This is a genomic window from Deltaproteobacteria bacterium, from assembly GCA_016874755.1.
Classification (GTDB): domain Bacteria; phylum Desulfobacterota; class Binatia; order UBA9968; family UBA9968; genus DP-20.
In genome coordinates this window covers 1-24,523 of the sequence record VGTH01000044.1, presented here as the reverse complement: position 1 = coordinate 24,523, position 24,523 = coordinate 1, and the positions used below count along the sequence as shown (strand labels likewise).

Genomic DNA, 24,523 nt, shown 5'->3' with positions numbered 1-24,523 from the left:
CCAGGCTATCGCACAAACAGAGCCTCTTGCCCTCGGCGATAGTCCAGGATTTTTTCTGCTAGTTCTACGCGGCTCGGCCCGGTCTTTAGGTGTGTTGGATAGCCCTCGGGGCGGATGCCGGTGCGGAAGATGTCAGTCTTGATGAACGGGTACTTGGCTTCGAAGCCGCTCGTGAGAACCCGCGCGAACTCGGTTTCCACCGAGGTGTAGAAGATCATCTTGCCGTCTTTTTTTGCGCCTTCGATGAGGTTGTCGGGTGTCGCTGCGGATATCGGTCCGCCACACAAGATCAAGCTATTAGTGAAAAGAGAGGCAGTATCATCTGTATCATTCTCCCATTCCGCAAAAAACTCGGAGCCCTTCGGGTGTCATGCTGAGTGAAGCGAAGCATCTGCTTCTTTCGCCCGGCGTAATCGGCAGATTCTTCGCCTTCGGCGCAGAATGACAGTCGCCAGAACTGCCCTCAAGTGTGCTCTCACCGCTTTGAAACAAACTCGCTGTCTCTAACGAAAAACCGCCAAGGGTTGTGCTTCCACTTTCCCGCGTAGTCTATGCCAATGCGCGGGGTGGTCGCAATATTCTTGACGCGCTCGCAGCGGTCTTCGACGTAGAGCTCCCCGGCGCAGATGTCGCTGCCGTTATGGCTGCGGTCGATGGCAAAGGCTTGGCAGAGCTTGCCCGGGCCGCTGCACAGGTTGCGCACTGCGGTTGTGTGGCGGCGCAGCTGCATGAGCTCGATGCCCTCGCGCGGCTCCACCGCGCGAATCAGCACAACGGCGGGCACGCCAATGCCTTCGGTGACGAAATTCAGCAGGTAGTGAAAACCGTAGATCAGATAGACATAGGCGTGGCCGGGCGGGCCGAACATGATTTCGGTGCGTGGCGTGCGGCCTTTGGAGGCGTGGCAGGCCTTGTCGTCGGGGCCGATGTAGGCTTCGGTCTCAACGATTTGTCCAGCCGTTGTGCCGTCGCGATGGACGCGCACGAGATATTTCCCGAGCAGCTCGCGCGATACTTCGAGAGTCGCTTGCTCGTAAAAGTTTCTTGGTAATTTCGCGGCTGAGGTTAGCGCGCTCGACCGACTCACTTTTTTGTTCCTGTCAGCGGGGCACGCTCGGCGATGCTCGCGATGGCGTGCCAATCGGCGCAGCGGGCGATGTTGGCATGATCGGCACCGCTGCGATTCCAGGGACAATCGATCAAGGCGACCGGCACCGCCATTTGTGCAGCGAGATAGTGGGCCATGGGCAGCGAGTCTTCCACCGCCCAGCAATACTGCCGTGCGCGCAATTCATCGAGGGTGATGGCGCTGGTATTGGCGGTGGCGAAGCGGCCGTATTTGTCGACCATGGTAAAGCTTTGAAAGGGCACGCGGTGACGCGCGAGCCAGACCAGCGAGACTTCTTCACATTCCGGCGGCCGGCCGGTGACGATGGCGATCTCGTAGTCGGTCGCGGCCCACCTACGCAACACATCGATCGCTTGGCCGATCGGTGCTAAGTTTAGCAGCTCTTTGTTCTGGTGCACGATGCGATAGAGCTCGTCACGCTCGGCCGGCTGCAGGTTGCAAGCCTGGCCGATGTCGAAATTGGTGAGTTGCTCATAGGCAACGCGTTTGCCGAACTCGCGCTCGACGATGTCAAGAAAGCGCCGGGCGGTTTGGCAAATCACATCGTCCATGTCGACGTAGATAGTGCGCGCAGAGTTGGTCATAAGAGACAAAAACGACGCACATGCGAAAGCGTATCGGAGTCCTTCGACAGGTCTCAGGACGAACGGATTCGGCGTCTTTGTCGACCCAAAGCATTGCTCATTGCAGCGCGGCTTTCAATCGTTGTGCTAGCTCTTTGCTGAGCTTGTGGGTTTGACCGAGGTTGTACTGGGTCGTCTTCCATTGGGCGACGTCGAAAGGAAGTTTGTCGGTTGCCGTCGAACAGATATGAATGCAAGGCTTCTTCAAGGCGTGAGCGAAGCCGGCCTCGTAGAGCACGTTGGGCTTGGATTCGGAAAGATCGACGAAGACAGCGACGGACTTGCGAATCAAGCGATGAATCTCGTCGACCACGTTGCCTTGAAACTCACGCCGGTCGACCCGCTCGCAGACCGCGCCGTTCTGCTCGGCTGCGTAGCGCATGGCGACGGAAAAGACGTCTTCGCACTGCGGTGCAAAGGGCATGGCGGCGAAGACGATTTGCTCGATCTTCGTTACTTCTTGGGGCGGCGTGCGCGACTTGCCCTTGTCGATCTCCGCCTTGAGCGCCGATACTAAACCGTCCAGCGTGACCACACCGCGCGATGGCAGATTGCGTTTGAGCCCAGGAATCACGACAAAAGCGGCGTCCGCTTTGGCCGCTTGCTGATATTGCTGAGCCTGGCGACTCGCTTCGGTCGTCAAGCCGGGAAAGTCCCAGTCGCGGCTTTCAATAATGATCTGGCGGCCGTCGGGCGTGGTGACGAGAAAATCCAGGGCAAGACCGCCCATCGCTTTCTGCGTCTCGAAGTTTATACCGGCCTCGCGCAGCCGTTCGGCGACTCCCTTTTCGACATCCTTGTCCGTTGGCTCTGCCATCGCTTGCTGCTTTCTGTTGCGCTTATACGCCATCCGACTGGCCTCTGCCACTGACTTGGAGCGTGAGAGTCACTGTGCCTTTGACCGCGTCGATTTCCAAACGGCCCTGTTGCAGAAAAAGCCGGCCCAGTATGCCGATCAAATCGACGCCATGCTTGTGATTGCGCTGGCGCAGCGCCGGCACGCCGACGCAATCGACGACCGGCGCGAAAGTCGCGGCTCGACCGGCGTCATCCTGCGCGCGCAAAAACAGTTGCGCGCGATACTCTTGCAGCCGGCCATAACCGTGAATGCCGTGCAGCTCGCGCGTGCCGCAGAGCGGCAGGTTGAGCAACTCGGCGGCTTCGAGGTCGATCATTGCGCCGTAGGCGCCGGTGTCGAGGAGAAATTGACCGCGGATCTCCCGGCCGAGATTGTCGTCGGGGCGCGCCCAAGCACCTGCGATCAGCGGTCCCACTTGGACCAACTGCTCGGCTGCCACTGCAGACGCTATGATGTAACGAGTCGGTGCCACATGGATTTTAAGAATACTTGCTGAGCCAGCGGCGCTGTTGGGCGCGCAGGCGGTCGTCGGCCCAGCCGATGTAGGGTTTATTGTCGAAGTCGCTGCCGATCCAGACCACCGTGTGGCCAGTGATGTACTCGGTGCCGGTCTTTACGGCGACACCGCTGGCGCGCAGCGCAGCGATGTAGTCGTTACGCTTGTCCGGATAGAAGGCGGCTTGCATGAACCGGTTGTTAAAAAAGGTGAGGGAAAGGTAGCCGGAGTGTTTGAGATGTTCATAGGACGATACTTTGACCACGTAGACTTGATAGGGCGGCTGCGAGCCTGGCTTGTGTCGCGAAGTATCTTCGATGACTTTGGTCTCGGCTTGGGGCGGCAGCTTCGCGATAATTTCATCTCGCGTAGAGTAGCTCTCCAATCCGCCGATTAAGGGCGCCCGATCTTTTTCGATCTCAGTAAATGTCTCCGAACTACAGGCGGCGATGACCACCAAAACAATTGCTAAGACCCAGCGAACGAATTGGCGCGGCATGGCTACTCCGTTTGCGGTAGGCCGTCGTTGAGCTCGACCCAGGGCGCTTTAGACTTGACATGCATGTGTTTGGAGATCTTGACGCCGGGATCGCTGTCGAGGCTGCCCACTCTCAGACGAATGACGTTGGGGTCTTTGGCTTTGATCTTGAATAGCGGCGAACCGCAACGGCTGCAAAAATTACGAAAATAGCCCGGCGACGATTCCCACTGGTTGAGCATCTCTTTGCCGGCCACAATACGGAATTCACTCTGTGACACCGACGCCCCGGAGGAAAAGGCCGAGCCGGACATTTTTCGGCATAGGCTGCAATGGCAGTTGGTGATCGCTTCGAGCGCACCGTCGATTTCGTAACGCACGGCGCCGCAAAGACAGGAACCTTTTAACATACGGCCTCCCGAGTGTTTGTTTTGTTATGATCGACCGGAGTCCTTCAAACGAAAGGATGCTGCTGAATCAGCTATCCGGAGTCCTTCGACAGGCTCAGGACGAACGGTTTCAAAGTGTAAGCGTTCATGCAAAATCCGTTGATGCTGTCGAAGCATTCTTAAAATTTTCAGCGGACTCGCGCTGGATAGCTGTATGGTAGGCAAGTCGCCGCGGAAATCAACTGCGACGTAGGTCGCTACTTGGTCAAACCAAAGGCCTCGGCCAAAAGCTCGTAGGAGCGATGGCGCGGCGTGGCATCATAGGTCCAAGTGACGACCACCAACTCGTCAAGGTTCAGGCTCTTAGCCAGGTCCCTCAGCCGAGCGGCTGCTTGATCTTTGGAGCCGACGATCGCTTTGCGGTGGAGCTTTCCCGCCATCGCCACTTCGTGGGCGGAATAGGGGCGTGAGGCTTCGTCGGGCGGCAACAGTGCCATACGGATGCCTTGTTTGCGGTCGATCATCGCCCGCTCGCGCGATTTAAACTGCCGCAGCGCCTCGGCTTCGGTGTCGGCGGCCAATGCCCAGACACAAATCGTACAAATCGGTTTGGGATAGGTTTCGCTGGGGCGATAATTTTTTCGGTAGAGCTCCAGTGCTTGCTCGACGCCGGTGCCGTCGCTGAAAAAATAGGCAAACGCATAGGGCAGACCGAAGTAGGCGGCCAGCTGCGCACCGTAGTCGGAGCTGCCGAGTATCCACATCTCCGGTGTGGTCGGTCCGGTCGGTTGAGCATTGATGCGTTGAAACGGATGCCCCTCGGGTAGCGGCCAACCCGACACCCAGTGTTGGAGCTCCTGCACTTGGCGGGGAAATTGGTCGTGGACGTTTTGCGGATTGGGATTGATCGCATAGGAAGTCAACTGGTCCGACCCCGGCGCGCGGCCAACACCCAAATCAATGCGGCCGGGCGCGATGGCTTCGAGCACGCGAAATTGTTCGGCGACTTTCAGCGCTGAATAGTGCGGCAGCATGACGCCCGCGCTGCCGATGCGGATGCGTTTGGTCGTCGCGGCGATGGCCGACATGAGAATTTCCGGCGCGGTGCCGACGATATTGCCTGAGTTATGATGCTCCGACACCCAATAACGATGAAAACCCAGCTCATCGCAATGGCGCGCCAGCGCCAGCGTCTCGCGGATGGCGACGTCCTGGGTTTTTCCCTGGGAGGCGGTCGATTGATCAAGGACAGATAGTTTCATAACCAAGCAGCTCGGATGCGTTGTTTACTCTGCTACACAATACACTGAGACCGGTTGCTTCGCCAAATGGCCAAGATGTCAATCCGGCGGTTTGAACCGCTGGAACGGTTGGAACTACCGCGCAAAGCGCGGCATATGGACAACATTTTTCGATTACGATAAGTGAATTCTATTCCCTTGAACGGTTTTACGGCGAATGATTTCCGGAGCACTCGAAGGATTTACCTGTATCGATGTCAGCGGCCATGTGGCTGGGCCCTATGCCAGTAGTTTACTGGGCGATTTAGGCTGCGAAGTCATCAAGATAGAGCTGCCCAATGGCGGCGACACGCACCGCGGGCGCAATCCGAAATACGAAGGCTATGGGCCGAGCTTTCGCGCGCTCAACCGCAATAAGAAGAGCGTGACTTTGAACTTGCGCGAGAAAAAAGCGCGCGAGATTTTGCTCAAACTGCTCGAAACCGCCGATATTTTTCTGGAAAATTTCCGGCCGCCGACGCGCAAGCAGTTGGGCCTCGACTTCTATGTTCTCGAAAAACTCAATCCGAAGCTGATTCATTGCTCGATTTCCGGCTACGGCCAGAGCGGGCCCTACCGCGATAAGCCGGGCTTCGACACCATCGGCCAGGCGCTGAGCGGCATGATGAGCCTAGTGACCGACCTGGACGATCCCAAAGTGGCGGGCATATCGTTCGTCGATCATTCCGCCGGTATCTTCGCGGCCCACGGCATCATGGCGGCGCTGCTGGCGCGGGCGAAGACTAACCGCGGCCAGTTTATCGACGTGTCGCTCTTGCAAGTGGCCATTGCGTTTATCGAGTCGCATGTCTCGGACTATTTAAACGGCGGCGAAGCGGTGTCGCGCGAGAATTTTCCCAAGGGGCGCATCTACAGCCTGCTCGACTGCGACCGCAAACCGTTCATGGTGCATCTCTCCGGCCATAACAAAGCCTGGGAGGGACTGCTTCGAGCGGGTGAGCTCGACGACCAAATTGGCAACCCGCGCTTCGAGACGCGCAAGCAGCGCACCGACCACCACAATGAAATAGTCAAAATGCTGCGCGCGGCGTTTGCCAAGAAAAAGCGCGACTACTGGCTGCCGCGGCTCGATACCAACGAGATTCCCAACGCGCCGATCAACACCATCCGCGAAGTGTTCGACAATCCGCAGATCAAACATTTGGGTATTCCCAAGCAGATCACTCATCCGAAGATGGGCACCAGCAATTTGGTCGGCAGCCCGATCAACTTGTCGGGCACGCCGCCGAAATTTTTTCGTCCGGCACCACTCTTGGGCGAAAACACTGCAGAGGTGCTGGCCAAGATCGGCTATGATGCGCACGCAGTTAAAGAACTAAGAGCGAGTGGAGTAGTATGAATTCGTTTTGGGTTCCGGGTTTCGTGTTTCGGGTTGAGAACCCGTAACACGAAACTCCAAACTCGAAACCGCGAACGACTGAAAGGAGCGAGCTATGGATTTCACCGTTTCCGCAGATCCACCCCAGGTACTGGAGTTTCGTACGGAGGTCAGCACTTGGCTGGCCAATGAATTTAAAGGCTTCGAGCACTTGCGCTGGTCGGCCTCTTGGTCGACTCGCGAAGACGATCAAGAGTACAAATTTCGCCGCGGTCTGGCGCAAAAACTTGGCGCCAAGGGCTGGCTGTTTCCAACGTTTCCCAAGAAATACGGCGGCGCCGACCTGTCCGTCGATCACCAGATCGTTTTGGAGACCGAGCTGTTCAAGTACGGCCTGAACCTGTCGCATGTCTTCTACACGTTGGCGCGCATCGTCTCGCCGGTGTTGATTCGCTGGGGCAGCGAAGAACAGAAAGCCGAATTTCTTGGTCCGATCTCGCGCGCGGAGATCTGCGTTTGGCAGGTGCTGACCGAACCCCATGGCGGCAGCGACATCGCCAACTGCCAGACCAAAGCGATTCGCGACGGCGACCACTACGTTGTCAACGGTCAAAAGGTCATGGTCGGGCACCATCTGCCGCCCGATTATCTCTGGACCCTGGTCTGCACCAATCCGCAGGGCAAGCGCCACGAGAATCTGGGCTGGTTGCACATTCCGGCGAACCTGCCGGGCATCACCATCCAGCACATGAATTTGATGATGGGCATCAAGAACGCGGTGTTCTTCGACAACGTGCGGGTGCCGGCGAAGTATCTGATCGGCGGCGAGAACAACGGCTGGAAAGTTGCCAGCACCCACATGGAGCTGGAGCATGGCGGCGACGGCCGCATCGCGGCCGATCCGTTATTCGAGCGGGTGGTCGAATACTGCCGCAATACCCACGTCGACGGCAAGCCGATTATCGAAGATCCGCGCGTGCGCGACGCGATGGCGGATATGTTTATCGAGCTGAACACGCTGCGCCGCTTCAATCAACTGATTTACTGGCGCCGCTTCGCCAAGAAGCCGCATCCCTACGGCGGCCCACAGCAGCGCTACTTCCAGCGCATGATGCGGCTGCGCAATGGCGAGCGCTTGCAGGCGATCATGGGCAGCGACGCGCTGGTGCAAGACTTGTCGGTCCACGAAGTAATCGATTTCGAATACGCCGTGCGCACCGGCCCCGGCCAACTGCATGGCGGCGGCACACTCGACACCGACCGCGTTATCTTCGCACGGCGTTTGGGCCTCGGCCGGCCGACCGTCGAGAAGGCGCCGGAAACGGATTAGGCACGAGGCAACAGGCAATAGTAGGCGCGCGATTCATCGCGCCCGCTTGGAGACGGAAGCATTAGGAGACTCATATGGATTTAGGACTTACTGAAGACCAAGAGATGCTGCAAAAAGTGGCGTCGGATTTTGTCAAGGCCGAAGTGCCGGCGCATCAGATGACTCAATGGTTTTTGAACAAAGCGGTTTATCGCCCGGAGATCATCAAGAAGGCCGCCGAGCTGGGCTGGCTTGGCATGATGCTGCCGGAAGATGTCGGTGGCGCCGGGTTGTCGACCATGGACTGCGCGGTGGTATTTGAAGCACTGGGCCACGGGCCGGTGCCGGGACCGCTGTTTACTTCCGGAATTCTCAGCGCGCAGATTATTTATGAAGCTAGCAACGACGCGCAGCGCAAGGCGCTGCTGCCGGCGCTCTGCAAAGGCACGACGATCGTCGTGCCGGCGATCACCGACAAGGCCGCCTATTGGGGACCGGAGTCGGTGGAGACCCGGCTGACGAAAACTCCCGCCGGCTATCTCGTCAAAGGTCACAAGCGCTTTGTTTTCGATGCCGATGCGGCGACCCACTTTTTGTGCGCGGCGCGCACCGAAGAGGGCAAATTAGTGTTTGTTCTCGTCGACGCCAAGCGGCCGGGCGTGACGGTGAAACCGCTGGTGGGTTTTCTAATTTCTGCCTTTGAGGTCAACTTCGATAACGTCGCGGTCAGCGCCGATAATTTCATCGGCACCAGCGGCGGCAGTTGGGCGACGCTCGATGCGGCACTGACGAAGACGCTGCCGATCCTCGCCGCCTATCAAGTCGGCGCGACCCAGGAAGTTTTCGACATCACCTGCGAATACACGCGCACCCGCGTCGTCTTCGGCCAGCCCATCGGCCGCTTCCAACGGGTGCAGGACCACTGCGTCGATATCTCGATTTGCATGGACACCGCGCGCTGGGCGACTTACGAGGCGATCTGGCGCATTGAAAGCGGCATGGACGCCAAGGCCGCGGCGCACGAAGCCAAAGCGACGGCGAGCGACGGCTATTACCACGGTACCAACTACGCGCACATGGTTTGGGCCGGCCCGGGCACCGACTACAGCCACCCGATGATGGCGCACAGCGTGCTGGCGCACACGCTCTATCAATACCTCGGCACGCCGGGCCAACATAAGAAGTTGATGATGGATGCGCTTTATCCGCGCGGCTAAAAGCGTCTAGGGTCTAGCGTCTGGAGTCTAAGTTCCGATCAACGCCAGACGCTAGACTCCAAACGCTAAACGCGGTGCCGGCACCGACTTTACCTTGACAGCCCGACAATTTCCCCATAAAAACTAAAGAGTTGCCGGACATCTTTCCGTACCTCTCATTTGGGCGGTACGGTTTTTTTTATCAGCCGATATGCACAGCCCCTATTTTCCGTTGCTGGTGCTCTTCGCGATTGCGGGGATCATCGTTTTGGCGTTGCTCTTCCTCGCCTGGAAGCTAGGGCCCAAGTCGAGCAACCCGGTGAAAGCTGAGCCGTTCGAGTCCGGCAATCCGCCGCGCGGCGATGCACGCATTCGCTTTTCCGTGCGGTTCTACCTGATCGCGATGTTATTCTTGATTTTCGACCTTGAAGTGGTGTTTCTGTATCCATGGGCGATTTATTTCCGGCAGTTGGGCATGTTCGGCCTGATTCAGATGGGAATTTTTCTGATCATCTTGACCGTCGGCTACATCTACGTCTGGAAAAAAGGGGCCCTGGAGTGGGATTGATGCGGCATGGCTGAGGCGAGCCCGGTCCTTTCATACATCCAAGAAAAACTTGGGTCGAAGGTTTTGGAAACGTTGCAGCCGCAGGGCGACAACGTTGTAATGCTCAGCCGCGACGGGCTGCGCGACAGCTTTCGTTTGCTCAAAGAAGATGCGCAGTTGGGTTTCGATTTACTCTCGGACATTACGGCGGTCGACTATTGGAAAAAGAAAGAGCCGCGTTTCGAAGTGGTCTATCAGCTCACCGTGACGCAGGGCGGCTGTCGTTTGCGCGTGCGCGTGCCGGTGCCGGAGAGCGACGCGACGGTGCTGTCGCTAACGCCGCTGTGGCGCGGCGCCAACTTTCTCGAGCGCGAAGTATGGGACCTTTACGGTATTCGCTTTGTCGATCATCCCGACTTGCGGCGGATTCTTTTGTATGACGAATTCCAGGGTCACCCGCTGAGAAAAGATTATCCGATCAATCAGTGCCAACCGCGCGTGCCGGAGCGTCATGTCGACGGCACGTTCGTCGATGAACGGTCGAATAACAAGTTGCGCCGACTGCAGCACGAGATCAATCGCAAAAAATGAAAGCCGAAGAGCAAGAGCTGCCGAGCGAGATCATGGAGCTGCAGATGGGGCCGTCCCATCCGGCGACCCATGGCACGATCAAGTTCAACCTGAAGCTCGAAGGTGAGAAAGTGCTCGACTGCGACGTCGAAGTCGGCTTTCTGCACCGCGGCTTCGACAAGAGCTGCGAGAACGCGACCTGGACCCAGGTCATTCCTTACACCGACCGACTCAATTACGCCTCGTCGCTGATCAATAACGTCGGCTATGCCCTGGCTGTGGAAAAACTGATCGGCGCCGAGACGCCGCCGCGCTGCCAATACATTCGCGTCATCATCAGCGAGCTGGCGCGGATCTTCGATCATCTCACCTGCTGCGGCATGGCGGCGTCGGAGTTGGGCGCCATCACGGTCGGGTTCTATATGATCGAGGCGCGCGAGATGGTCACGCGCATCATCGAGAATTTGACCGGCGCGCGCCTGACGGTGACTTATGTGCGCATCGGCGGCGTGAAGCACGATCTACCGCAGGATTTCGCTGAGCGGGTCAGGGCAACTTTCAAGACCATTCGCAAATTGCTCGGCGACTGCGACCGGCTGCTGTCGCGCAACCGGATCTTCATCGACCGCATGTCGAACATCGGCGTCATCTCGCGTGAGACGGCGTTGAATTATAGCTTGACCGGTCCCATGCTGCGCGCCACCGGCGCCAACTACGATGTGCGCAAAGCGTATCCGTATCTCGTTTACGACCAGATGCAGTTCGATGTGCCGGTGGGCACCAAGGGCGACAACTACGATCGCTTCGTTTGCCGCATTCAAGAGCTCGAACAGAGCATGCGCATCGTCGAACAGGGCCTGGAGCAATTGCCGGTGGGACCGGTGTGGATCGACGATCCGCGCTTTGTCCTGCCGGAGAAAGAAAAAGTTTACGGCAGCATCGAAGGACTGATGCATCATTTCAAGATCATCATGGAGGGCATCAAAGTGCCCCCCGGGGAAACTTATACGGCCGTCGAGGGCGGCAATGGCGAGCTCGGCTTTTATATCGTCAGCGACGGCGGCGGCAAGCCCTATCGCGTGCGCGTGCGCCCGCCCTGCTTTATCGCCATGGGGGCTTTTCCGGAAATGATCAAGGGCTACATGATCGCCGATATCGTGCCGACCTTCGGCATGGTGAATATGATCGGCGGGGAATGCGACCGGTAAGATTTCGCGTGAGGGGTGAGGAGTAAGGGGTAAGGCGTTTCGGATTTGGTTATGGCTTTGGAGTTTTCGCCCGAGACTTATAAGAAATTCGAGGAGACGGTTGCGCGCTATCCTAAGAAGGAAGCCGCGATGCTGCCGGTGCTTTATCTAGCGCAGCAAGAGTTCGGCTATATCGGTTCGGAGGCCATCGAATACGTCGCCAAACTGATGGGGCAGGCGCCGGCACGGGTGCAGAGTGTGGTGACTTTCTACACGATGTACAACCAGAAGCCGATCGGCCGGCACCATATTCAGGTCTGCCGTACGCTGCCGTGCGCGCTGCGCGGCGCGGAGAAGGTCACCGAGTATCTGAGCAAGAAATTGGGCATCAAGCCGGGCCAAACGACGGAAGATAAGAGGTTTACGTTATCGGAGGTCGAGTGTCTGGCCTCCTGCGGCACGGCGCCGATGATGCAAGTCAATGACGATTATTATGAGAATCTGACCGACGAGAAGATCGATAAGATTCTCGACGGAATGAAATGAATGGATAGTTGACAATGGATAATTCAAAACTCGCAATTCTAAGTTCCGAATCATTGTCCATTATCCATTGTCCATTATCCATTTCTTAGTTCATGGAAAAAGTTTTACTCCGTAATATCGGTGTTCCCGATTCTCATCTGCTGGCGACCTACCAGTCGCGCGGCGGCTATGCGTCGTGGCAAAAAGTTGTTTCGAGCATGAAGCCGGAGCAGCTGATCGAAGAAGTGAAGGCTTCAGGGCTGCGCGGCCGCGGTGGTGCTGGGTTTCCGACGGGGATGAAGTGGAGCTTCGTTCCAAAGGATAACCCGAAGCCGAAGTACGTGGTCTGCAACGCTGACGAAAGCGAGCCGGGGACGTTCAAAGATCGCTTGTTGATCGAGCAAGACCCGCACGCCATCGTCGAGGGAACTTTGATCGCGGCCTTTGCGATTCAGTCGCACACTTCGTTCATTTACATTCGCGGCGAGATGGCCTTTGGCGCCAAGCGCTTGGAGCAAGCGGTTCAAGAAGCGTATGGCGCGGGATTGATGGGCAAAAACGTTTTGGGCACGGGCTACGATATCGATTTGATCGTGCACCGCGGTGCCGGCGCTTATATCTGCGGTGAGGAGACGGGTTTGCTTTCGTCATTGGAAGGCGGCCGCGGTTGGCCCAAGGTCAAGCCGCCGTTTCCGGCGACCCATGGGTTGTTCGGCTGTCCAACCGTGGTTAACAACGTCGAGACGCTGGCGACGCTGCCGTGGATTCTCGAACGGGGCGCAGCCGCCTATTCGGCAATGGGCACTGAGAAAAGCAAAGGGACCAAACTTTTTAGCGTCAGCGGCCATGTCGCTAAACCAGGCGTGTACGAAGTCGAGATGGGCTATCCGTTCAAGAAATTTCTCGAAGAAGACTGCGGCGGTGTGGCCAACGGCAAAAAATTAAAAGGCGTCATCCCCGGCGGCGGCTCCATGCCGGTGTTAAAACCGGAGGAGTTAGAAAAAGTAAACCTCGACTACGAATCGGTTCAGGCGGCGGGCAGTCTGCTCGGTTCCGGCGGCGTCATCGTCATGGACGAAACCACCTGCATGGTGCGAGCGGCGTTGAACCTGGGCCGGTTCTTCGCGCACGAATCATGCGGCCAATGCAGCCCCTGCCGTGAAGGCGTTCACTGGATGGAGAAAATACTGCACCGCATCGAGCATGGCCAAGGCCAAAAAGGCGATTTGGATCTGATCCTCAACGTCGCCGGCAACATCGCCGGCAACACGATCTGCCCCTTCGGCGACGCCGCGGCGTGGCCGCCGGGGGCGTTTATCAGAAAATTCCGCGATGAATTCGAAGCTCATATCGCGGCAGGGAAGTGCACCGTTACGCACTAGCGCGCGTTACGTAGTTGGATTGGTTGTAGGGCCAACCCTTGTGGTTGCCCGATCCGCGGGCAGGCACAAGGCCTGCCCCTACAAGTATCGGCGAAAATAGATGGATCCCGTAAAGATCACAATCAACGGCACCGAGGTCGTCACCGAGAAGGGCAAGACCGTCATTGCGGCGGCGGCCGAGGCCGGTGTGGCGATACCGCATTACTGTTATCACCCGAAGCTGTCCATCGCCGGCAACTGCCGCATGTGCATGGTCGAAATCGAAAAAATGCCCAAGCTGCAGATCGCCTGCAACACCCAGGTGGCCGAGGGCATGGCGGTCTTGACGCAGAGCCCTAAAGTGTTGGCGGTGCGCAAAGCGGTGATGGAATTCTTGCTGATCAACCATCCGGTGGATTGTCCGATCTGCGATCAGGCGGGCGAGTGCATGCTGCAAAACTACTACATGGAGCACAACCTCCAGGAGAGCCGTCAGGACGTCGGCAAAATCCACGATCGCAAAAAAACCATTTTCGGCCCCAACGTTATTTTCGACGGCGAGCGCTGCATCAAGTGCACGCGTTGTGTGCGTTTCTGCCAGGAGATCACCAAAACCAACGAACTGGCGGTGATCAACCGCGGCGACCATGCGACAATCTCGCTCTTTGATGACGCCGTGCTCGACAATCCTTTATCAGCGAATGTCGTCGACATCTGCCCCGTCGGCGCGCTGACGGATCGCGACTTTCGTTTCAAGGTGCGCGTCTGGTACTTGCAGAAGACGCCGTCGGTTTGTCCGGGCTGCAGCACTGGCTGCAATATCAGCGTCGAAACGTATCAAAACGAGATCGCGCGCTTTAAACCGCGCATCAACGATGCGGTGAACCAACACTGGATCTGCGACGAAGGGCGCTATTGCTTTCAGGGGTTAACCGAGGGCGAACGGTTGACAACGCCGCTGATTCGCGGCGAAGGCGGGCTCATGCCGGCCACGTGGGACGAGGCGCTGCGCGCCGTGCTGACCGGCCGTGGCTCGAACCGCGCCACGGCGGCGATTCTCTCGGGCCGCAGCACCAACGAAGAGGCTTTCCTATTCGCCAAGCTGATGGACAAGGTCAACGCCGTGACGGCGGTTTTCTATGAAGAGCGGGCGTTGACCGAGACGCAAAAAATTCTCATGAGCCCGGACCGCTCACCCAACTGGCGCGGTGCGCGCGACATGGGCGTGGGTGCTAACGGCGGTTATGAAATGCTGATGAAACGCATCGCCGCCGGTGAATTCACCAATGCGTTCATCGTTGGCGAGGACCCGATTTACACAAGCGCCGACGCCGCAGCAGCGCGCGCAGCCTTGGAAAAACTTTCCTTTCTGGTGGTCCAGGACACGCGCCTGACGGAGACCGCGAAGTTGGCCCATGTGGTTTTGCCGGCAACGCACTTCGGCGAGAAGGACGGCACGTACACCAATCGCAACGGCCGCGTGCAGCGGCTCAACGCCGCCGTGCTGCCGCCCGAAGGGGCGCTGCAGGATTGCGAAATCTTCTCGCGTTTGCTTGAGCTCGCCGGTGAGAAGTTGTCGTACGCGACTCCGGCCCAGGTGTTCGCTGCACTGGCTAAAGAAGTCGCGGCCTATGGCGGCTTGAGTTACGCCGCGATCGGCGATCAGGGGGTCGATCTCAAAAGTGGTGGTGCGGCAGCGTCATGATCGTCGATTTCACAATCATCGCCATCAAAGCCTTTTTGGTTGTTTTCATGGTGCTCAACCTGGCCGGCATTTTAGGCTGGGTCGAGCGCAAAGGCAGCGCCTTGATCCAAGATCGCATCGGCGCCAACCGCGCGTCGATCTTCGGCTTTGCCGGCATGGGGCTGGTCAATACGCTGATTGCCGATCCGCTCAAGTTTCTCACCAAGGAAGATTTCATTCCGCCCGCCGGCGATAAGTTTCTCCATACACTAGCGCCTTGCATGGCGCTGTTTCCGGCGCTGGTCACTTTCGCGGTGATTCCGTTTGGCGACGTGCTGCAGTGGGGCGATCGCTTGATCAACTTGCAGGTCGCCAACATCAACATTGGCATCCTCTATGTTTTCGCCATGGCATCCTTGGGCGTCTACGGCATCGTCATCGGCGCCTGGGCATCGAACAATAAATTTTCTCTGCTCGGCGGCGTGCGCGGTTCGGCGCAGATGATCTCCTACGAAGTGGCCATGGGCTTGTCGGTGGTCGGCATTCTGATGGTTTACGGGACCCTCGAATTGCAGGAAATCGCCCGCGGCCAAGGCATGCTGCTGCGCGAGTTCTTGCCCGAGTCCTGGGGTGGGGCGAGGGCCGCCATCGGCTGGCTGCCAGCCTGGGGTGTATTCTTGCAGCCCGTGGCGTTTTTGCTGTTCTTTACCGCCGCCGTCGCTGAAACCAAGCGCGTGCCCTTCGATCTGCCCGAAGGGGAATCAGAAATTGTCGCGGGCTATCATGTCGAATATTCGGGCGGCAAGTTTCTCATGTTCTTTGCCGGCGAGTTCGCTGAAATCGTCACTGCAGCGGGCTTGGTGACGACGCTATTTTTCGGCGGCTGGCAGGTGCCTTACCTGTTGAGCGACGGTTTCCACTTTCCCTGGGGCTCGGTTTTGCTGATGCCGCACTGGTTGATCGTGCTCATGCAAGTCGGCGCCTTTACGCTTAAGGTCCTCTTCTTTTGCTGGCTGCAAATTCTTTTGCGCTGGAGCGTGCCGCGGTTTCGCTACGATCAAGTGATGCGCTTGGGTTGGAAGATGCTGCTGCCGCTGGCGCTCCTCAACGTGTTGATTACAGCTTTGATCATCATCGCGGTGGAATAGCAGCCATGACATTGCCGATCCTCTTTTTCTATTTCATCGCCGCGCTGCTGGTGCTGGCGTCGCTGGTGGTGGTGTTCAAGCGCAACGTGGTGCACAACGCCATCGCCCTGGTCGCCGCGCTGTTTTTGATCGCGATTCTATTTTTCACCTTGCATGCGCCGATGGTCGGCGTGCTGCAGGTGTTGGTTTATGCCGGTGCGATCATGGTTTTGTTTCTGTTCGTCATTATGTTTTTGAACCCGACGGCGCTGGAGCGGCCGCGCGCGCTTGGCTGGGGGTTCGGCACGGTGTTGGCGTCGTTGTTGGCGGGTCTCTTGATGGCGGTGATGAATCACAGTGAAACGCCCGCCGACCCGCTGGTGGCGACGGAGATTTTTGGCAGCCCCGAGACTTTGGCGAAGAGTCTTTTCACGGAATTTGTCTTGCCGTTCGAGATCGCCTCGGTGCTCTTGTTGGTGGCGATCGTCGGCGCGGTCGTGCTGGCGAAGAGGGAACATTAAGATGGCGCTGGTGCCGCTCAATTATTATTTGATTCTGAGCGCGGTGATTTTTTCCATCGGCGTGATCGGCGTGCTGGTGCGGCGCAATCTGATCGTCGTCTTGATGTCGATCGAATTGATGCTCAACGCAGTAAATCTCACCTTCATTGCGTTTTCGCGCTACCTGGGCGCTATGGCCGGGCAAGTGACGGTCTTTTTCGTCATGGCGGTGGCGGCGGCTGAGGCGGTGATCGGGCTCGCCATTATCATTTCGGTTTTTCGCCACCGGCAATCCCTCGATCCGCAGGAGATGCAACTGCTCAAATGGTAGCGCTGACGCAACTCACTCTGCCCTGCGATCTGTTGCGCTGGATTCCGCTGCTGCCTTTGGCGGGCAGCGCGATCAATCTTTTCTTTGGCGGGCGCATGGGCAAGACCGCGGCGGGCTTGCTGGCATCGTCCGCGGTGGCGGCGTCGTTTGCGATTGCGCTCTGGGTTTTTTACCTGCTGCCCAACAACGGCATATTCCGCGACCTGGTTTATACCTGGATCGAGTCGGGCAGCTTCAAAGTCAACTTCGCCCTCCAGGCCGATGCTCTGACCGCGGTCATGCTGCTGGTGGTAACCGGCATCGGGTTTCTCATTCATCTCTATTCGTTGGGCTACATGGAACACGACACCGACATGGTGCGCTTTTTCGTGTACCTGAATCTGTTTCTGTTTTTCATGCTGCTGTTGGTGATGGGCGATAATTTGCTCCTGCTGTTTGTCGGTTGGGAGGGGGTCGGCTTGTGCTCCTATCTGCTCATCGGTTTTTGGTATCGCGATCAGAACAACGCCATCGCCGGCAACAAGGCGTTCATCGTCAACCGCATCGGCGATTTCGGTTTTGTCCTGGGGATTTTTCTGCTGGTGGCCGAGCTGGCGCGCCAGGGAGTTTGGACGCTGGATTTCGTCGAATTGGAAAAGCACGTAAAACTCTTGAGCCCGATCGCCATTGGCGCCATCACCCTTTTGCTTTTCGTCGGCGCCACCGGCAAGTCGGCGCAGATTCCACTATTTGTCTGGCTGCCCGACGCCATGGCCGGGCCGACGCCGGTGAGCGCCTTGATTCATGCGGCGACCATGGTAACCGCCGGCGTCTACATGACCGCGCGGCTGCACTTCTTGTTCGAGTTGGCTCCTGGAACGCTGCACTTGATCGCCTGGGTCGGTGCCGCTACGGCGATTTTCGCGGCGACCATTGCCTTGACCCAGACCGACATCAAGCGGGTGCTCGCCTATTCCACAGTCAGCCAGTTGGGCTACATGTTTCTCGCCGTCGGCGTCGGCGCCTTCAGCGCCGCGGTATTTCATCTGTTCACGCACGCGTTTTTCAAAGCCTGTCTGTTCCTCGGTTCCGGTAGCGTGATTCACGCCATGGGCGGCGAGCAGGACATGCGCAAGATGGGCGGTTTGAAAGAACACATGCCGCGGACCTATTGGACCTATGTGGTCGCGACGTTAGCGATTGCCGGCGCGCCGTTTACGGCCGGCTTTTTCTCCAAAGACTTGATCCTTTGGCAAGCCTATAGCAGTGCCCATGGCTCGGGCTGGCTTTGGGTCGTCGGTTGGCTGACTGCCGGGCTCACGGCGTTTTATATGTTTCGGCAACTGTTCATGGTCTTTCACGGCACCTGCCGGGCTGACGCGAAAACCAAAGCGCACCTGCATGAATCGCCTGAAGTGATGACCGAGCCGCTGATTATTCTCGCCATCGGTTCGATCTTTACCGGTTGGCTTGGTGCCCCGGAATATCTCTGGGGCAGCCGCTGGGACAAATGGCTGGCACCGATTTTCGGCGCGCATGAGGGGGCGCATCACTCGGTGCAGTTGGAGCTTGGTTTGATGTGTCTGACCCTGGCGATCATCGCAGTCGGCGTTCTGCTCGCCTATCGCTTCTATTATAAGAGCAGCACGGCGCCGGATTCTTTGGCGGCGCTGGCCGGTGGCGCGCCTTATCGTTTGTCCTTCAACAAGTATTACATCGACGAGCTCTATGACTTTTTCATCGTCCAGCCGTTCACCGCGATCTCGAGCTTTTTTGCGCGCTTCTTCGATCCCTGGATCATCGACGGCATCGTCAACGGCGTCGGTGCCAGCGCGCGTGGCCTGAGCTCAGTCTGGCGCGGCGTGCAGACCGGCAACGTGCAGCACTATCTCGCGGCATTTTTGATCGCCACACTGGCGCTGCTGGCGTACTTCTTGAGGCAGCAATAGGAACCATGTTCGTAATCGGCGACGTGAGCTTTCTTCTGATCGCGCCCGTGGTTGGCGCCTTCGCCTTGGCGTTGATGCCGAGGACGCAGAAGCATGCGCTGTTTACGATGGCGCTCGCCACCACGCTGATTACCTTCATGGCTTCGCTAAAAGTGTTCAATCTGTTCCAAGCCGGCCGCGGCGAGATGCAGCTGGTCGAGCGCGTGCCCTGGATGCCGAGCTTCGGCATCAGCTACCATGTCGGCATCGACGGCATCAGTCTGTTTCTAGTTCTTCTGACGACGCTCCTCATGCCGATCGCCATCCTCGCCTCCTGGTCGGTTAAGGACAAAGTCAAAGAGTATTTGATCTTCATGCTGCTTCTGGAAACCGGCATGCTCGGCGCGTTTGTCGCCCTCGATCTGTTTCTCTTCTATGTTTTCTGGGAAGTCATGCTGGTGCCGATGTACTTTCTCATCGGCGTCTGGGGCGGCACGCGGCGCATTTACGCGGCGCTGAAATTCGTCATCTACACTATGGCTGGCAGCCTGCTCATGCTCGTCGCGATTATCTATCTGGCGGCGCGCCATGCGCAGGTGAATCAGGTGATGACCTTTAATCTGCTGGAGATTTACAAACTGGATTTGCCGCTCGATCAGCAGCTCTGGCTGTTTGGCGCCTTTGCGCTCTCGTTCGCGATCAAAGTGCCGCTGTTTCCGTTTCACACCTGGCTGCCGGACGCGCACGTCGAAGCGCCGACCGCCGGCTCGGTGATTCTCGCCGGCGTTTTGTTGAAGCTCGGCACCTACGGCTTTCTCCGGTTTGCGATTCCGCTGTTTCCCGATGCAGCGCTGATGGCCGCGCCGCTCTTCATCGCCTTGGCCGTCATCGGCATCGTCTACGGCGCCGTCGTTGCGATGATGCAGACCGACATCAAGAAACTGGTGGCTTATTCATCGGTGAGCCATTTGGGCTTTGTCGTCTTGGGATTGTTCGCGCTCAACATGCAAGGCATACAGGGCAGCATCTACCAGATGATCAGCCACGGCCTGTCGACCGGCGCGCTGTTTCTCCTGGTTGGCATGATCTACGATCGCCGCCACACGCGGCTGATTGAAGAGTTCGGCGGTCTGTGGAAACAGCTGCCGATCTTTTCCGCGCTGTTGCTGGTGGTGACCTTTTCGTCCATCGGTTTGCCAGGCTTGAATGGCTTTGTCGGCGAATTTTTGATTCTCCTCGGCTCATTTCGGGTCTCACCGCGTTGGACGGCGGTCGCCACCAGCGGTGTGATACTGGGCGCCGTCTACATGCTGTGGATGTTCCGCCGCGTGATCTTCGGTCCGCTCAACAACCCCGAGAATCAAAAGCTGCACGACCTAAACGGCCGGGAAATTCTTTTGCTGGCGCCAATTATTTTTCTGATCGTTTTGATGGGCGTCTATCCGCAGCCGTTTCTGAGCCGCATGCAGCCGTCGGTGGATCTGACATTGAAAAAGGTTTTCGCCATCCAATCGGCGCCAGTGGCGCTGAAACTCGAACCCAACCCGGAGCAGCCGCGTGAGCGACGTTAACCTCATCCCGATTCTGCCCGCGGCTCACATCGCGCTGACAGCGATCGTCGTGTTGCTGCTCGACCTTTTGCTGCGCGACCGGGAAAAAAATCTGCTCGCCTGGATTAGCTTGCTCGGCCTGGGGCTGTGCTCGGCCGAGGCTGTGCTCCTCTGGGGCAGCCGCGAGGGGGCCTTCGGCGACACCATCCTGCTCGATAATTTTGCGCTGTTCTTTACCCAGATCTTTATCGCCGCGGCGGCGCTGACGATTCTTTCGTCGGTCCACTACGTGCGCCAGACGCGAATTTATGAAGGCGAGTACTATGCGCTCATCTTGTTTGCCACCTGCGGCATGGTGCTGATGGCGGCCGCCAACGACTTGATCGTGTTTTTCCTGGGTCTCGAAACCATGTCCGTGGCGGTTTATGTCCTGACCGGGATGTGGCGCAGCAACAGCCGGTCGAGCGAAGCGGCGATGAAATATTTCTTGATGGGCGCCTTTGCCACTGGGTTTCTGCTCTACGGCATCGCCTTGATCTACGGCGCCACCGGCTCGACCAATCTGAACTCGATTTCCGCCTACCTGATCGAGCCGTCGGGCGACTGGCCGCTCTATCTGATCGGCGGCGCGCTATTATTGCTGGTCGGCTTCGCCTTCAAAGTCGGTGCGGTGCCGTTTCATTTTTGGGTGCCCGACGTTTACGAGGGGGCGCCGACACCGGTGACCGGCTTCATGTCGGTGGCGGTCAAAACCGCGGCGTTTGCCGCCTGGGCGCGCATTCTGATGCACAAATTGGCGCCCCTGGACGGCGATTGGGTCTTCCCGCTCTGGGTCATCACCATCGGCACCATGACCTTTGGCAATCTGCTGGCGATCGCCCAGAAAAGCGTCAAACGCATGCTCGCCTATTCGAGCATTGCCCACGCCGGCTATCTATTGATACCCCTGGTCGTCGGTGAAGAATGGGGCGGCTTGCCGCTGGTGTTTTACTCGGCGGCCTACATGCTAATGACCGCCGGCGCATTCGCGGTTCTCGCCAGCCTGCATGAAACCAACGACCCCCACGAAAACTTCAGCGACTTTGCCGGCCTCGGGTTTCGCCGGCCGTTTCTCGCCGCCGCCATGGGAATCTTCATGCTATCGCTGGCCGGCTTCCCGCCGCTGGCCGGCTTCGTCGGTAAGTTCTACGTTTTTCGCGGTGCCGTGATGGCAGGTCACCTGAACCTCGCCATCATCGGTGTGTTGAACAGCCTGCTCTCGGTGATTTACTATCTGCGCGTGATCGTCGCCATGTACATGGAAGAGGGCGGCGCCGAGGCCAAGAGCTTTCGCCAATCGCCCTATCTCTACGTCGCGGTCGCGCTGGCGCTCGCCGGCACGCTCTTGCTTGGCGTGCTCCCGTCGACGACGCTTGAATGGAGCCGGCTGGCGTTCTCGTCTTTGGAATAACGCTAGCAGGCGTCATTCTGAGGAGCGCAGTGACGAAGAATCTGCCCTCTTCGCGCCGCGTTTTTCACCTCGCAAAAAACCCGATCGCCACCGGAACTTCAGACAACCCTGGCGCCGACTCTTCGAACTTTCCCGTTTTGACATAGAGCTGCGCCGAGCTGCCGCCGTCGAGGTTGAGGAGATCGGGAGTCTCCAATTGCCAGCGCGAATTGGAAAATAATTCTTGCAGCTCAGTAAAGCTCACACCGCCTAGCGCACCGTCGGTTGCGGCAATGAGCACGCGGCCGCTCTTATCGACGCCCACCACGGCGCGCCGCGCGTATCGGCCCAGGCCTGGCATGGTTTCCACTGGCGCGCCGCGCAGCAACAACAACGGTCCCGATTGCAGCGCCTCGCTGGCCTGTGCCGCTTGAAACTCATCGCGGTGCATGACCGCGGGCGCGCCGTCGCGCACGGCGAACACGCCGGTGTAGAGCGCGTGCTTGGAAACCAATCGGTTGACTTCCCGAGCGGCGGTTTTCAGATAAGCGAGCGGCCGCCCTTTCTCGTCAAAGTAGTTGGCATTGATAGTCGCCACGGCACCGCTCTTTGCGGCGAAGGTTTTGGCCTCGGCGCCTTTGAGTTGAAATCTGCCGGCGTCAAGCACTTGCGCGGAAGTTTCCTTCGGGTCAAAGCGCAGGACTTTCAACTCCACCGTGGAGTTGGGGTCGCTGCGCTGCAGCGTGATCTTGCGATACTCGATGCCTTTGTGCACTACGCGCCAGTTGCCGTGATCCGAGATGCTAAGCGTTGCGCCAATTTTTGCGGCGGCCTTCTGCGCGTGACCGGCACCGGTCATCAGCGCCAAGAGCGCCGGCATGAGGGTTAGGACGAGAATGATCGATTGCACACCTGGAGGATAACAAAGCCAGGGGCAAATGCCAGTTGCTTCACGCCGCGCATTGCTGCTAACTGGATGAGTGCGAAAATTCTAGGAGGAAACATGGTTAAATTCATTCGTTTAGTTGCGGTGGCTGCCACGCTGACCGCGCTTGCGGCCTGCGGTGAAAAGAAGGACGCCGTCGACGTGCAGAAAGTCATCCAAGAGGGCATGCAAAAGGAAAAAGCGATGATGGAAGGCATGCAGAAAAACGTCGAGAGTATGGAAAAGAAAATGACCGAGCAGAAGGAGGAGACTAAGAAATAGTCTCAACCGTGTTCAGCTCGGAACTCCAAGTCGGTATCGCCTACGCGCTGGCGGCGGGCATTCTCTGGGGCATCAGCCCGCTCTTGCTCAAGCGCTCTCTCAAGTACACCGATGTCAGCACGGCGACACTGGTCGAGCAGCATGTTTCGGTGATCATGCTCGTCGGCCTCGCCGTGCAGTCCGGCGAGATTTTTCAAATCGACTTCGGCAGCCGCGCCTTCTGGGCGTTTTTTCTCGCCGGCGCGGTGGGCGCGAGCTTCGGCAAAGTTTTCTATTACAAAGGCATCGATAAGATCGGCGCGTCGAAAGCGACCTCGATCAAGAATAGCTCGCCGCTGTTGACCGCCGTGCTTGCCGTGTTGATCATCGGCGAGCAGATGAGCTGGTACATCGCAGCTGGCGTGACGTTGATCGTCTTTGGCATCGCGGTGCTGACGCAGTCAAAAGACAGTGGCCGGCGCGGGGTCGACAAGTTTCAGTATTTTCTCTTTCCGATTGTTTCCGCGCTTTGCTTTGGTGTGAACCCGATTTTCAAAAAGATCGGCATCAACTCCGCTAACCTGCCAATCCTCGGCACGATGATCACTCAAGTATCGGCGCTGCTGTTCATGTTCTTGTTTGCCCGGGTCATCGGTCTGCAGATCAAGTTTCAACGCGTGCCGGCCAAGGCGCTGGCGCTGTCGACGCTGTCGGGCATCACCGAAGGATTGGGCTCGCTCTGCACCTTTTACGCGCTGGTCTACGGCCCGGCGGCGCTGCTCTCGCCGATCTGGCGCATCTCGCCGCTGGTGACCTTTGCGCTAGCGCATTTCACCCTGCGCGGCGTGGAAGTGGTGACGCTGCGCGACGGCGTCGCGGCGAGCTTGATTGTGCTCGGTGTGTTTGTGTTGAGCCAGGGGTAAGAAAATTATGAAAGCGGAAACGCGGAAAACGAAAAGCGGAAACAGCAAGGCGTGAGGCGCGAGTTCGAATTGTAGGTTGGGTTAGCGGAGCGTAACCCAACTCCTTTGCACGGTTAGCAATTTGGTTTGATTTCGAACACAGCGCGCTCCAACTGCGGTGGATTGTCGCGCAGCGTTAGAATTTGTTTGCGAAAGTTATCATCGGCAACTTGGCGCGCCGTGCAGGCAATTTTCTCGCCCTTGGCGCTGATTTCCACGGCCGGAGTTTTGAGCATGTTCTGGCACCAGTGTTTGCCCGCCACTCGCGTCGAGGTCGCATAGAAGTTTCCCTGGTAGTAGAGAAAGCGCAGCTCCACCGTGCGCGGCTGGCCGGTTTTTCTGCCAGTGGTGGTTAGGTTCGCGACTAAAGTTGCGCCGTCTTTGAGGTTCATAACGCCGAATATACGAAGTGATTGGATTTGGCGCAACTCTCTAGCCCGGATTATTCATCGCTGCGGCGCGATCGAAGTGAAACTCTTCCGGAGCGAAGGCAACAGATATCCGCTTCGACGCCGCCTCGTAGGGGCGACCGGCGGTCGCCCTGCTCTGCGAATCGCAG

Annotated in this window: 27 protein-coding genes; 17 read left to right on the top strand and 10 right to left on the bottom strand. The window is 58.0% G+C overall.

Annotation, left to right across the window (positions count from 1 at the left end; translation table 11 throughout):
- Positions 1-5: 5 nt before the first annotated feature.
- The 8 genes from FJ145_21410 to FJ145_21375 all read right to left on the bottom strand — a co-directional run bounded on the left by FJ145_21410 (position 6) and on the right by FJ145_21375 (position 5,236).
- Complete coding sequence (locus FJ145_21410; protein ID MBM4263965.1) at positions 6-218, bottom strand: hypothetical protein; 213 nt, start codon at positions 216-218, stop codon at positions 6-8.
- 257 nt (positions 219-475) lie between these two features.
- Entirely contained in the window at positions 476-1,087 is a 612-nt protein-coding gene (locus FJ145_21405; protein ID MBM4263964.1) for a DNA-3-methyladenine glycosylase, read from the bottom strand.
- Positions 1,084-1,713, bottom strand: coding sequence for a bifunctional metallophosphatase/5'-nucleotidase (locus tag FJ145_21400; protein MBM4263963.1), 630 nt, complete (start codon positions 1,711-1,713; stop codon positions 1,084-1,086). Before FJ145_21400 ends, FJ145_21405 begins: the two co-directional genes overlap by 4 nt.
- 97 nt (positions 1,714-1,810) lie before the next feature.
- Positions 1,811-2,569: a hypothetical protein gene (locus tag FJ145_21395; GenBank protein ID MBM4263962.1), complete on the bottom strand. Its 759-nt coding sequence runs from the start codon at positions 2,567-2,569 to the stop codon at positions 1,811-1,813.
- Between the two features lie 22 nt (positions 2,570-2,591).
- The gene (locus FJ145_21390) at positions 2,592-3,083 is read right to left on the bottom strand and encodes a hypothetical protein (protein ID MBM4263961.1); all 492 of its coding nucleotides are present in this window, start codon (positions 3,081-3,083) and stop codon (positions 2,592-2,594) included.
- Positions 3,084-3,090: 7 nt separating this feature from the next.
- The gene (locus tag FJ145_21385) at positions 3,091-3,606 is read right to left on the bottom strand and encodes a hypothetical protein (GenBank protein ID MBM4263960.1); all 516 of its coding nucleotides are present in this window, start codon (positions 3,604-3,606) and stop codon (positions 3,091-3,093) included.
- 2 nt (positions 3,607-3,608) lie between these two features.
- Positions 3,609-3,995, bottom strand: coding sequence for a GFA family protein (locus tag FJ145_21380; GenBank protein ID MBM4263959.1), 387 nt, complete (start codon positions 3,993-3,995; stop codon positions 3,609-3,611).
- 236 nt (positions 3,996-4,231) lie between these two features.
- Positions 4,232-5,236: an LLM class flavin-dependent oxidoreductase gene (locus FJ145_21375; protein ID MBM4263958.1), complete on the bottom strand. Its 1,005-nt coding sequence runs from the start codon at positions 5,234-5,236 to the stop codon at positions 4,232-4,234.
- 196 nt (positions 5,237-5,432) lie between these two features.
- Between FJ145_21375 and FJ145_21370 the strand changes: the two genes are divergently transcribed.
- The 15 genes from FJ145_21370 (at position 5,433) to FJ145_21300 (ending at position 21,837) form a co-directional block, all read left to right on the top strand.
- Positions 5,433-6,614 (top strand): CoA transferase, encoded by a 1,182-nt coding sequence (locus tag FJ145_21370; GenBank protein ID MBM4263957.1) that lies wholly within the window; start codon positions 5,433-5,435, stop codon positions 6,612-6,614.
- 94 nt (positions 6,615-6,708) lie between these two features.
- Positions 6,709-7,923 (top strand): hypothetical protein, encoded by a 1,215-nt coding sequence (locus FJ145_21365; GenBank protein ID MBM4263956.1) that lies wholly within the window; start codon positions 6,709-6,711, stop codon positions 7,921-7,923.
- Between the two features lie 74 nt (positions 7,924-7,997).
- Positions 7,998-9,119, top strand: a complete 1,122-nt coding sequence (locus FJ145_21360; GenBank protein ID MBM4263955.1) for an acyl-CoA dehydrogenase — start codon at positions 7,998-8,000, stop codon at positions 9,117-9,119.
- Positions 9,120-9,309: 190 nt separating this feature from the next.
- Positions 9,310-9,666: an NADH-quinone oxidoreductase subunit A gene (locus tag FJ145_21355; protein ID MBM4263954.1), complete on the top strand. Its 357-nt coding sequence runs from the start codon at positions 9,310-9,312 to the stop codon at positions 9,664-9,666.
- A 6-nt stretch (positions 9,667-9,672) separates the two neighbouring features.
- Entirely contained in the window at positions 9,673-10,236 is a 564-nt protein-coding gene (locus FJ145_21350) for an NADH-quinone oxidoreductase subunit C (protein MBM4263953.1), read from the top strand.
- Complete coding sequence (locus tag FJ145_21345) at positions 10,233-11,423, top strand: NADH-quinone oxidoreductase subunit D (protein MBM4263952.1); 1,191 nt, start codon at positions 10,233-10,235, stop codon at positions 11,421-11,423. The genes FJ145_21350 and FJ145_21345 overlap by 4 nt, the downstream gene beginning before the upstream one ends.
- Before the next feature lie 51 nt (positions 11,424-11,474).
- A complete protein-coding gene (gene nuoE / locus FJ145_21340; protein MBM4263951.1) occupies positions 11,475-11,948 on the top strand; it encodes an NADH-quinone oxidoreductase subunit NuoE in 474 nt (157 codons plus the stop codon).
- Between the two features lie 92 nt (positions 11,949-12,040).
- The gene (gene nuoF, locus FJ145_21335; GenBank protein ID MBM4263950.1) at positions 12,041-13,309 is read left to right on the top strand and encodes an NADH-quinone oxidoreductase subunit NuoF; all 1,269 of its coding nucleotides are present in this window, start codon (positions 12,041-12,043) and stop codon (positions 13,307-13,309) included.
- 100 nt (positions 13,310-13,409) lie between these two features.
- The gene (locus FJ145_21330) at positions 13,410-14,993 is read left to right on the top strand and encodes a 2Fe-2S iron-sulfur cluster binding domain-containing protein (protein ID MBM4263949.1); all 1,584 of its coding nucleotides are present in this window, start codon (positions 13,410-13,412) and stop codon (positions 14,991-14,993) included.
- Positions 14,993-16,120, top strand: a complete 1,128-nt coding sequence (locus FJ145_21325; protein ID MBM4263948.1) for an NADH-quinone oxidoreductase subunit H — start codon at positions 14,993-14,995, stop codon at positions 16,118-16,120. Before FJ145_21330 ends, FJ145_21325 begins: the two co-directional genes overlap by 1 nt.
- 5 nt (positions 16,121-16,125) lie before the next feature.
- A complete protein-coding gene (locus FJ145_21320) occupies positions 16,126-16,620 on the top strand; it encodes an NADH-quinone oxidoreductase subunit J (GenBank protein ID MBM4263947.1) in 495 nt (164 codons plus the stop codon).
- 7 nt (positions 16,621-16,627) lie between these two features.
- Positions 16,628-16,930 carry an NADH-quinone oxidoreductase subunit NuoK gene (nuoK, locus tag FJ145_21315; protein ID MBM4263946.1) on the top strand — a complete coding sequence of 101 codons (303 nt, stop codon included), beginning with the start codon at positions 16,628-16,630 and terminating at the stop codon, positions 16,928-16,930.
- Positions 16,924-18,858, top strand: a complete 1,935-nt coding sequence (gene nuoL / locus FJ145_21310) for an NADH-quinone oxidoreductase subunit L (protein MBM4263945.1) — start codon at positions 16,924-16,926, stop codon at positions 18,856-18,858. Before nuoK ends, nuoL begins: the two co-directional genes overlap by 7 nt.
- A gap of 5 nt (positions 18,859-18,863) precedes the next feature.
- Positions 18,864-20,408, top strand: a complete 1,545-nt coding sequence (locus tag FJ145_21305; protein ID MBM4263944.1) for an NADH-quinone oxidoreductase subunit M — start codon at positions 18,864-18,866, stop codon at positions 20,406-20,408.
- Positions 20,395-21,837, top strand: coding sequence for an NADH-quinone oxidoreductase subunit N (locus tag FJ145_21300; GenBank protein MBM4263943.1), 1,443 nt, complete (start codon positions 20,395-20,397; stop codon positions 21,835-21,837). Before FJ145_21305 ends, FJ145_21300 begins: the two co-directional genes overlap by 14 nt.
- Positions 21,838-21,901: 64 nt before the next feature.
- On the opposite strand, the gene FJ145_21295 is transcribed toward FJ145_21300, so the two are convergent.
- Positions 21,902-22,726: a phosphodiester glycosidase family protein gene (locus FJ145_21295; GenBank protein ID MBM4263942.1), complete on the bottom strand. Its 825-nt coding sequence runs from the start codon at positions 22,724-22,726 to the stop codon at positions 21,902-21,904.
- 93 nt (positions 22,727-22,819) lie between these two features.
- Between FJ145_21295 and FJ145_21290 the strand changes: the two genes are divergently transcribed.
- Both FJ145_21290 and FJ145_21285 read left to right on the top strand, forming a co-directional pair.
- Positions 22,820-23,023 carry a hypothetical protein gene (locus tag FJ145_21290; GenBank protein MBM4263941.1) on the top strand — a complete coding sequence of 68 codons (204 nt, stop codon included), beginning with the start codon at positions 22,820-22,822 and terminating at the stop codon, positions 23,021-23,023.
- Between the two features lie 8 nt (positions 23,024-23,031).
- Positions 23,032-23,925, top strand: coding sequence for a DMT family transporter (locus FJ145_21285; protein ID MBM4263940.1), 894 nt, complete (start codon positions 23,032-23,034; stop codon positions 23,923-23,925).
- A 113-nt stretch (positions 23,926-24,038) separates the two neighbouring features.
- Here FJ145_21285 and FJ145_21280 read toward each other — a convergent pair whose 3' ends face one another.
- The gene (locus tag FJ145_21280; protein ID MBM4263939.1) at positions 24,039-24,356 is read right to left on the bottom strand and encodes a nitroreductase family deazaflavin-dependent oxidoreductase; all 318 of its coding nucleotides are present in this window, start codon (positions 24,354-24,356) and stop codon (positions 24,039-24,041) included.
- Positions 24,357-24,523: the final 167 nt, after the last annotated feature.

What these genes read in the sequence shown, in the direction of transcription:
- FJ145_21410 (MBM4263965.1), bottom strand. Translation starts at nt 218, where the DNA reads ATGATCTTCTACACCTCGGTGGAAACCGAGTTCGCGCGGGTTCTCACG.
- FJ145_21400 (MBM4263963.1), bottom strand. Translation starts at nt 1,713, where the DNA reads ATGACCAACTCTGCGCGCACTATCTACGTCGACATGGACGATGTGATT.
- FJ145_21395 (MBM4263962.1), bottom strand. Translation starts at nt 2,569, where the DNA reads ATGGCAGAGCCAACGGACAAGGATGTCGAAAAGGGAGTCGCCGAACGG.
- FJ145_21385 (MBM4263960.1), bottom strand. Translation starts at nt 3,606, where the DNA reads ATGCCGCGCCAATTCGTTCGCTGGGTCTTAGCAATTGTTTTGGTGGTC.
- FJ145_21380 (MBM4263959.1), bottom strand. Translation starts at nt 3,995, where the DNA reads ATGTTAAAAGGTTCCTGTCTTTGCGGCGCCGTGCGTTACGAAATCGAC.
- FJ145_21375 (MBM4263958.1), bottom strand. Translation starts at nt 5,236, where the DNA reads ATGAAACTATCTGTCCTTGATCAATCGACCGCCTCCCAGGGAAAAACC.
- FJ145_21370 (MBM4263957.1), top strand. Translation starts at nt 5,433, where the DNA reads ATGATTTCCGGAGCACTCGAAGGATTTACCTGTATCGATGTCAGCGGC.
- FJ145_21365 (MBM4263956.1), top strand. Translation starts at nt 6,709, where the DNA reads ATGGATTTCACCGTTTCCGCAGATCCACCCCAGGTACTGGAGTTTCGT.
- FJ145_21360 (MBM4263955.1), top strand. Translation starts at nt 7,998, where the DNA reads ATGGATTTAGGACTTACTGAAGACCAAGAGATGCTGCAAAAAGTGGCG.
- FJ145_21355 (MBM4263954.1), top strand. Translation starts at nt 9,310, where the DNA reads ATGCACAGCCCCTATTTTCCGTTGCTGGTGCTCTTCGCGATTGCGGGG.
- FJ145_21350 (MBM4263953.1), top strand. Translation starts at nt 9,673, where the DNA reads ATGGCTGAGGCGAGCCCGGTCCTTTCATACATCCAAGAAAAACTTGGG.
- FJ145_21345 (MBM4263952.1), top strand. Translation starts at nt 10,233, where the DNA reads ATGAAAGCCGAAGAGCAAGAGCTGCCGAGCGAGATCATGGAGCTGCAG.
- nuoE (MBM4263951.1), top strand. Translation starts at nt 11,475, where the DNA reads ATGGCTTTGGAGTTTTCGCCCGAGACTTATAAGAAATTCGAGGAGACG.
- nuoF (MBM4263950.1), top strand. Translation starts at nt 12,041, where the DNA reads ATGGAAAAAGTTTTACTCCGTAATATCGGTGTTCCCGATTCTCATCTG.
- FJ145_21330 (MBM4263949.1), top strand. Translation starts at nt 13,410, where the DNA reads ATGGATCCCGTAAAGATCACAATCAACGGCACCGAGGTCGTCACCGAG.
- FJ145_21320 (MBM4263947.1), top strand. Translation starts at nt 16,126, where the DNA reads ATGACATTGCCGATCCTCTTTTTCTATTTCATCGCCGCGCTGCTGGTG.
- nuoL (MBM4263945.1), top strand. Translation starts at nt 16,924, where the DNA reads ATGGTAGCGCTGACGCAACTCACTCTGCCCTGCGATCTGTTGCGCTGG.
- FJ145_21305 (MBM4263944.1), top strand. Translation starts at nt 18,864, where the DNA reads ATGTTCGTAATCGGCGACGTGAGCTTTCTTCTGATCGCGCCCGTGGTT.
- FJ145_21290 (MBM4263941.1), top strand. Translation starts at nt 22,820, where the DNA reads ATGGTTAAATTCATTCGTTTAGTTGCGGTGGCTGCCACGCTGACCGCG.
- FJ145_21280 (MBM4263939.1), bottom strand. Translation starts at nt 24,356, where the DNA reads ATGAACCTCAAAGACGGCGCAACTTTAGTCGCGAACCTAACCACCACT.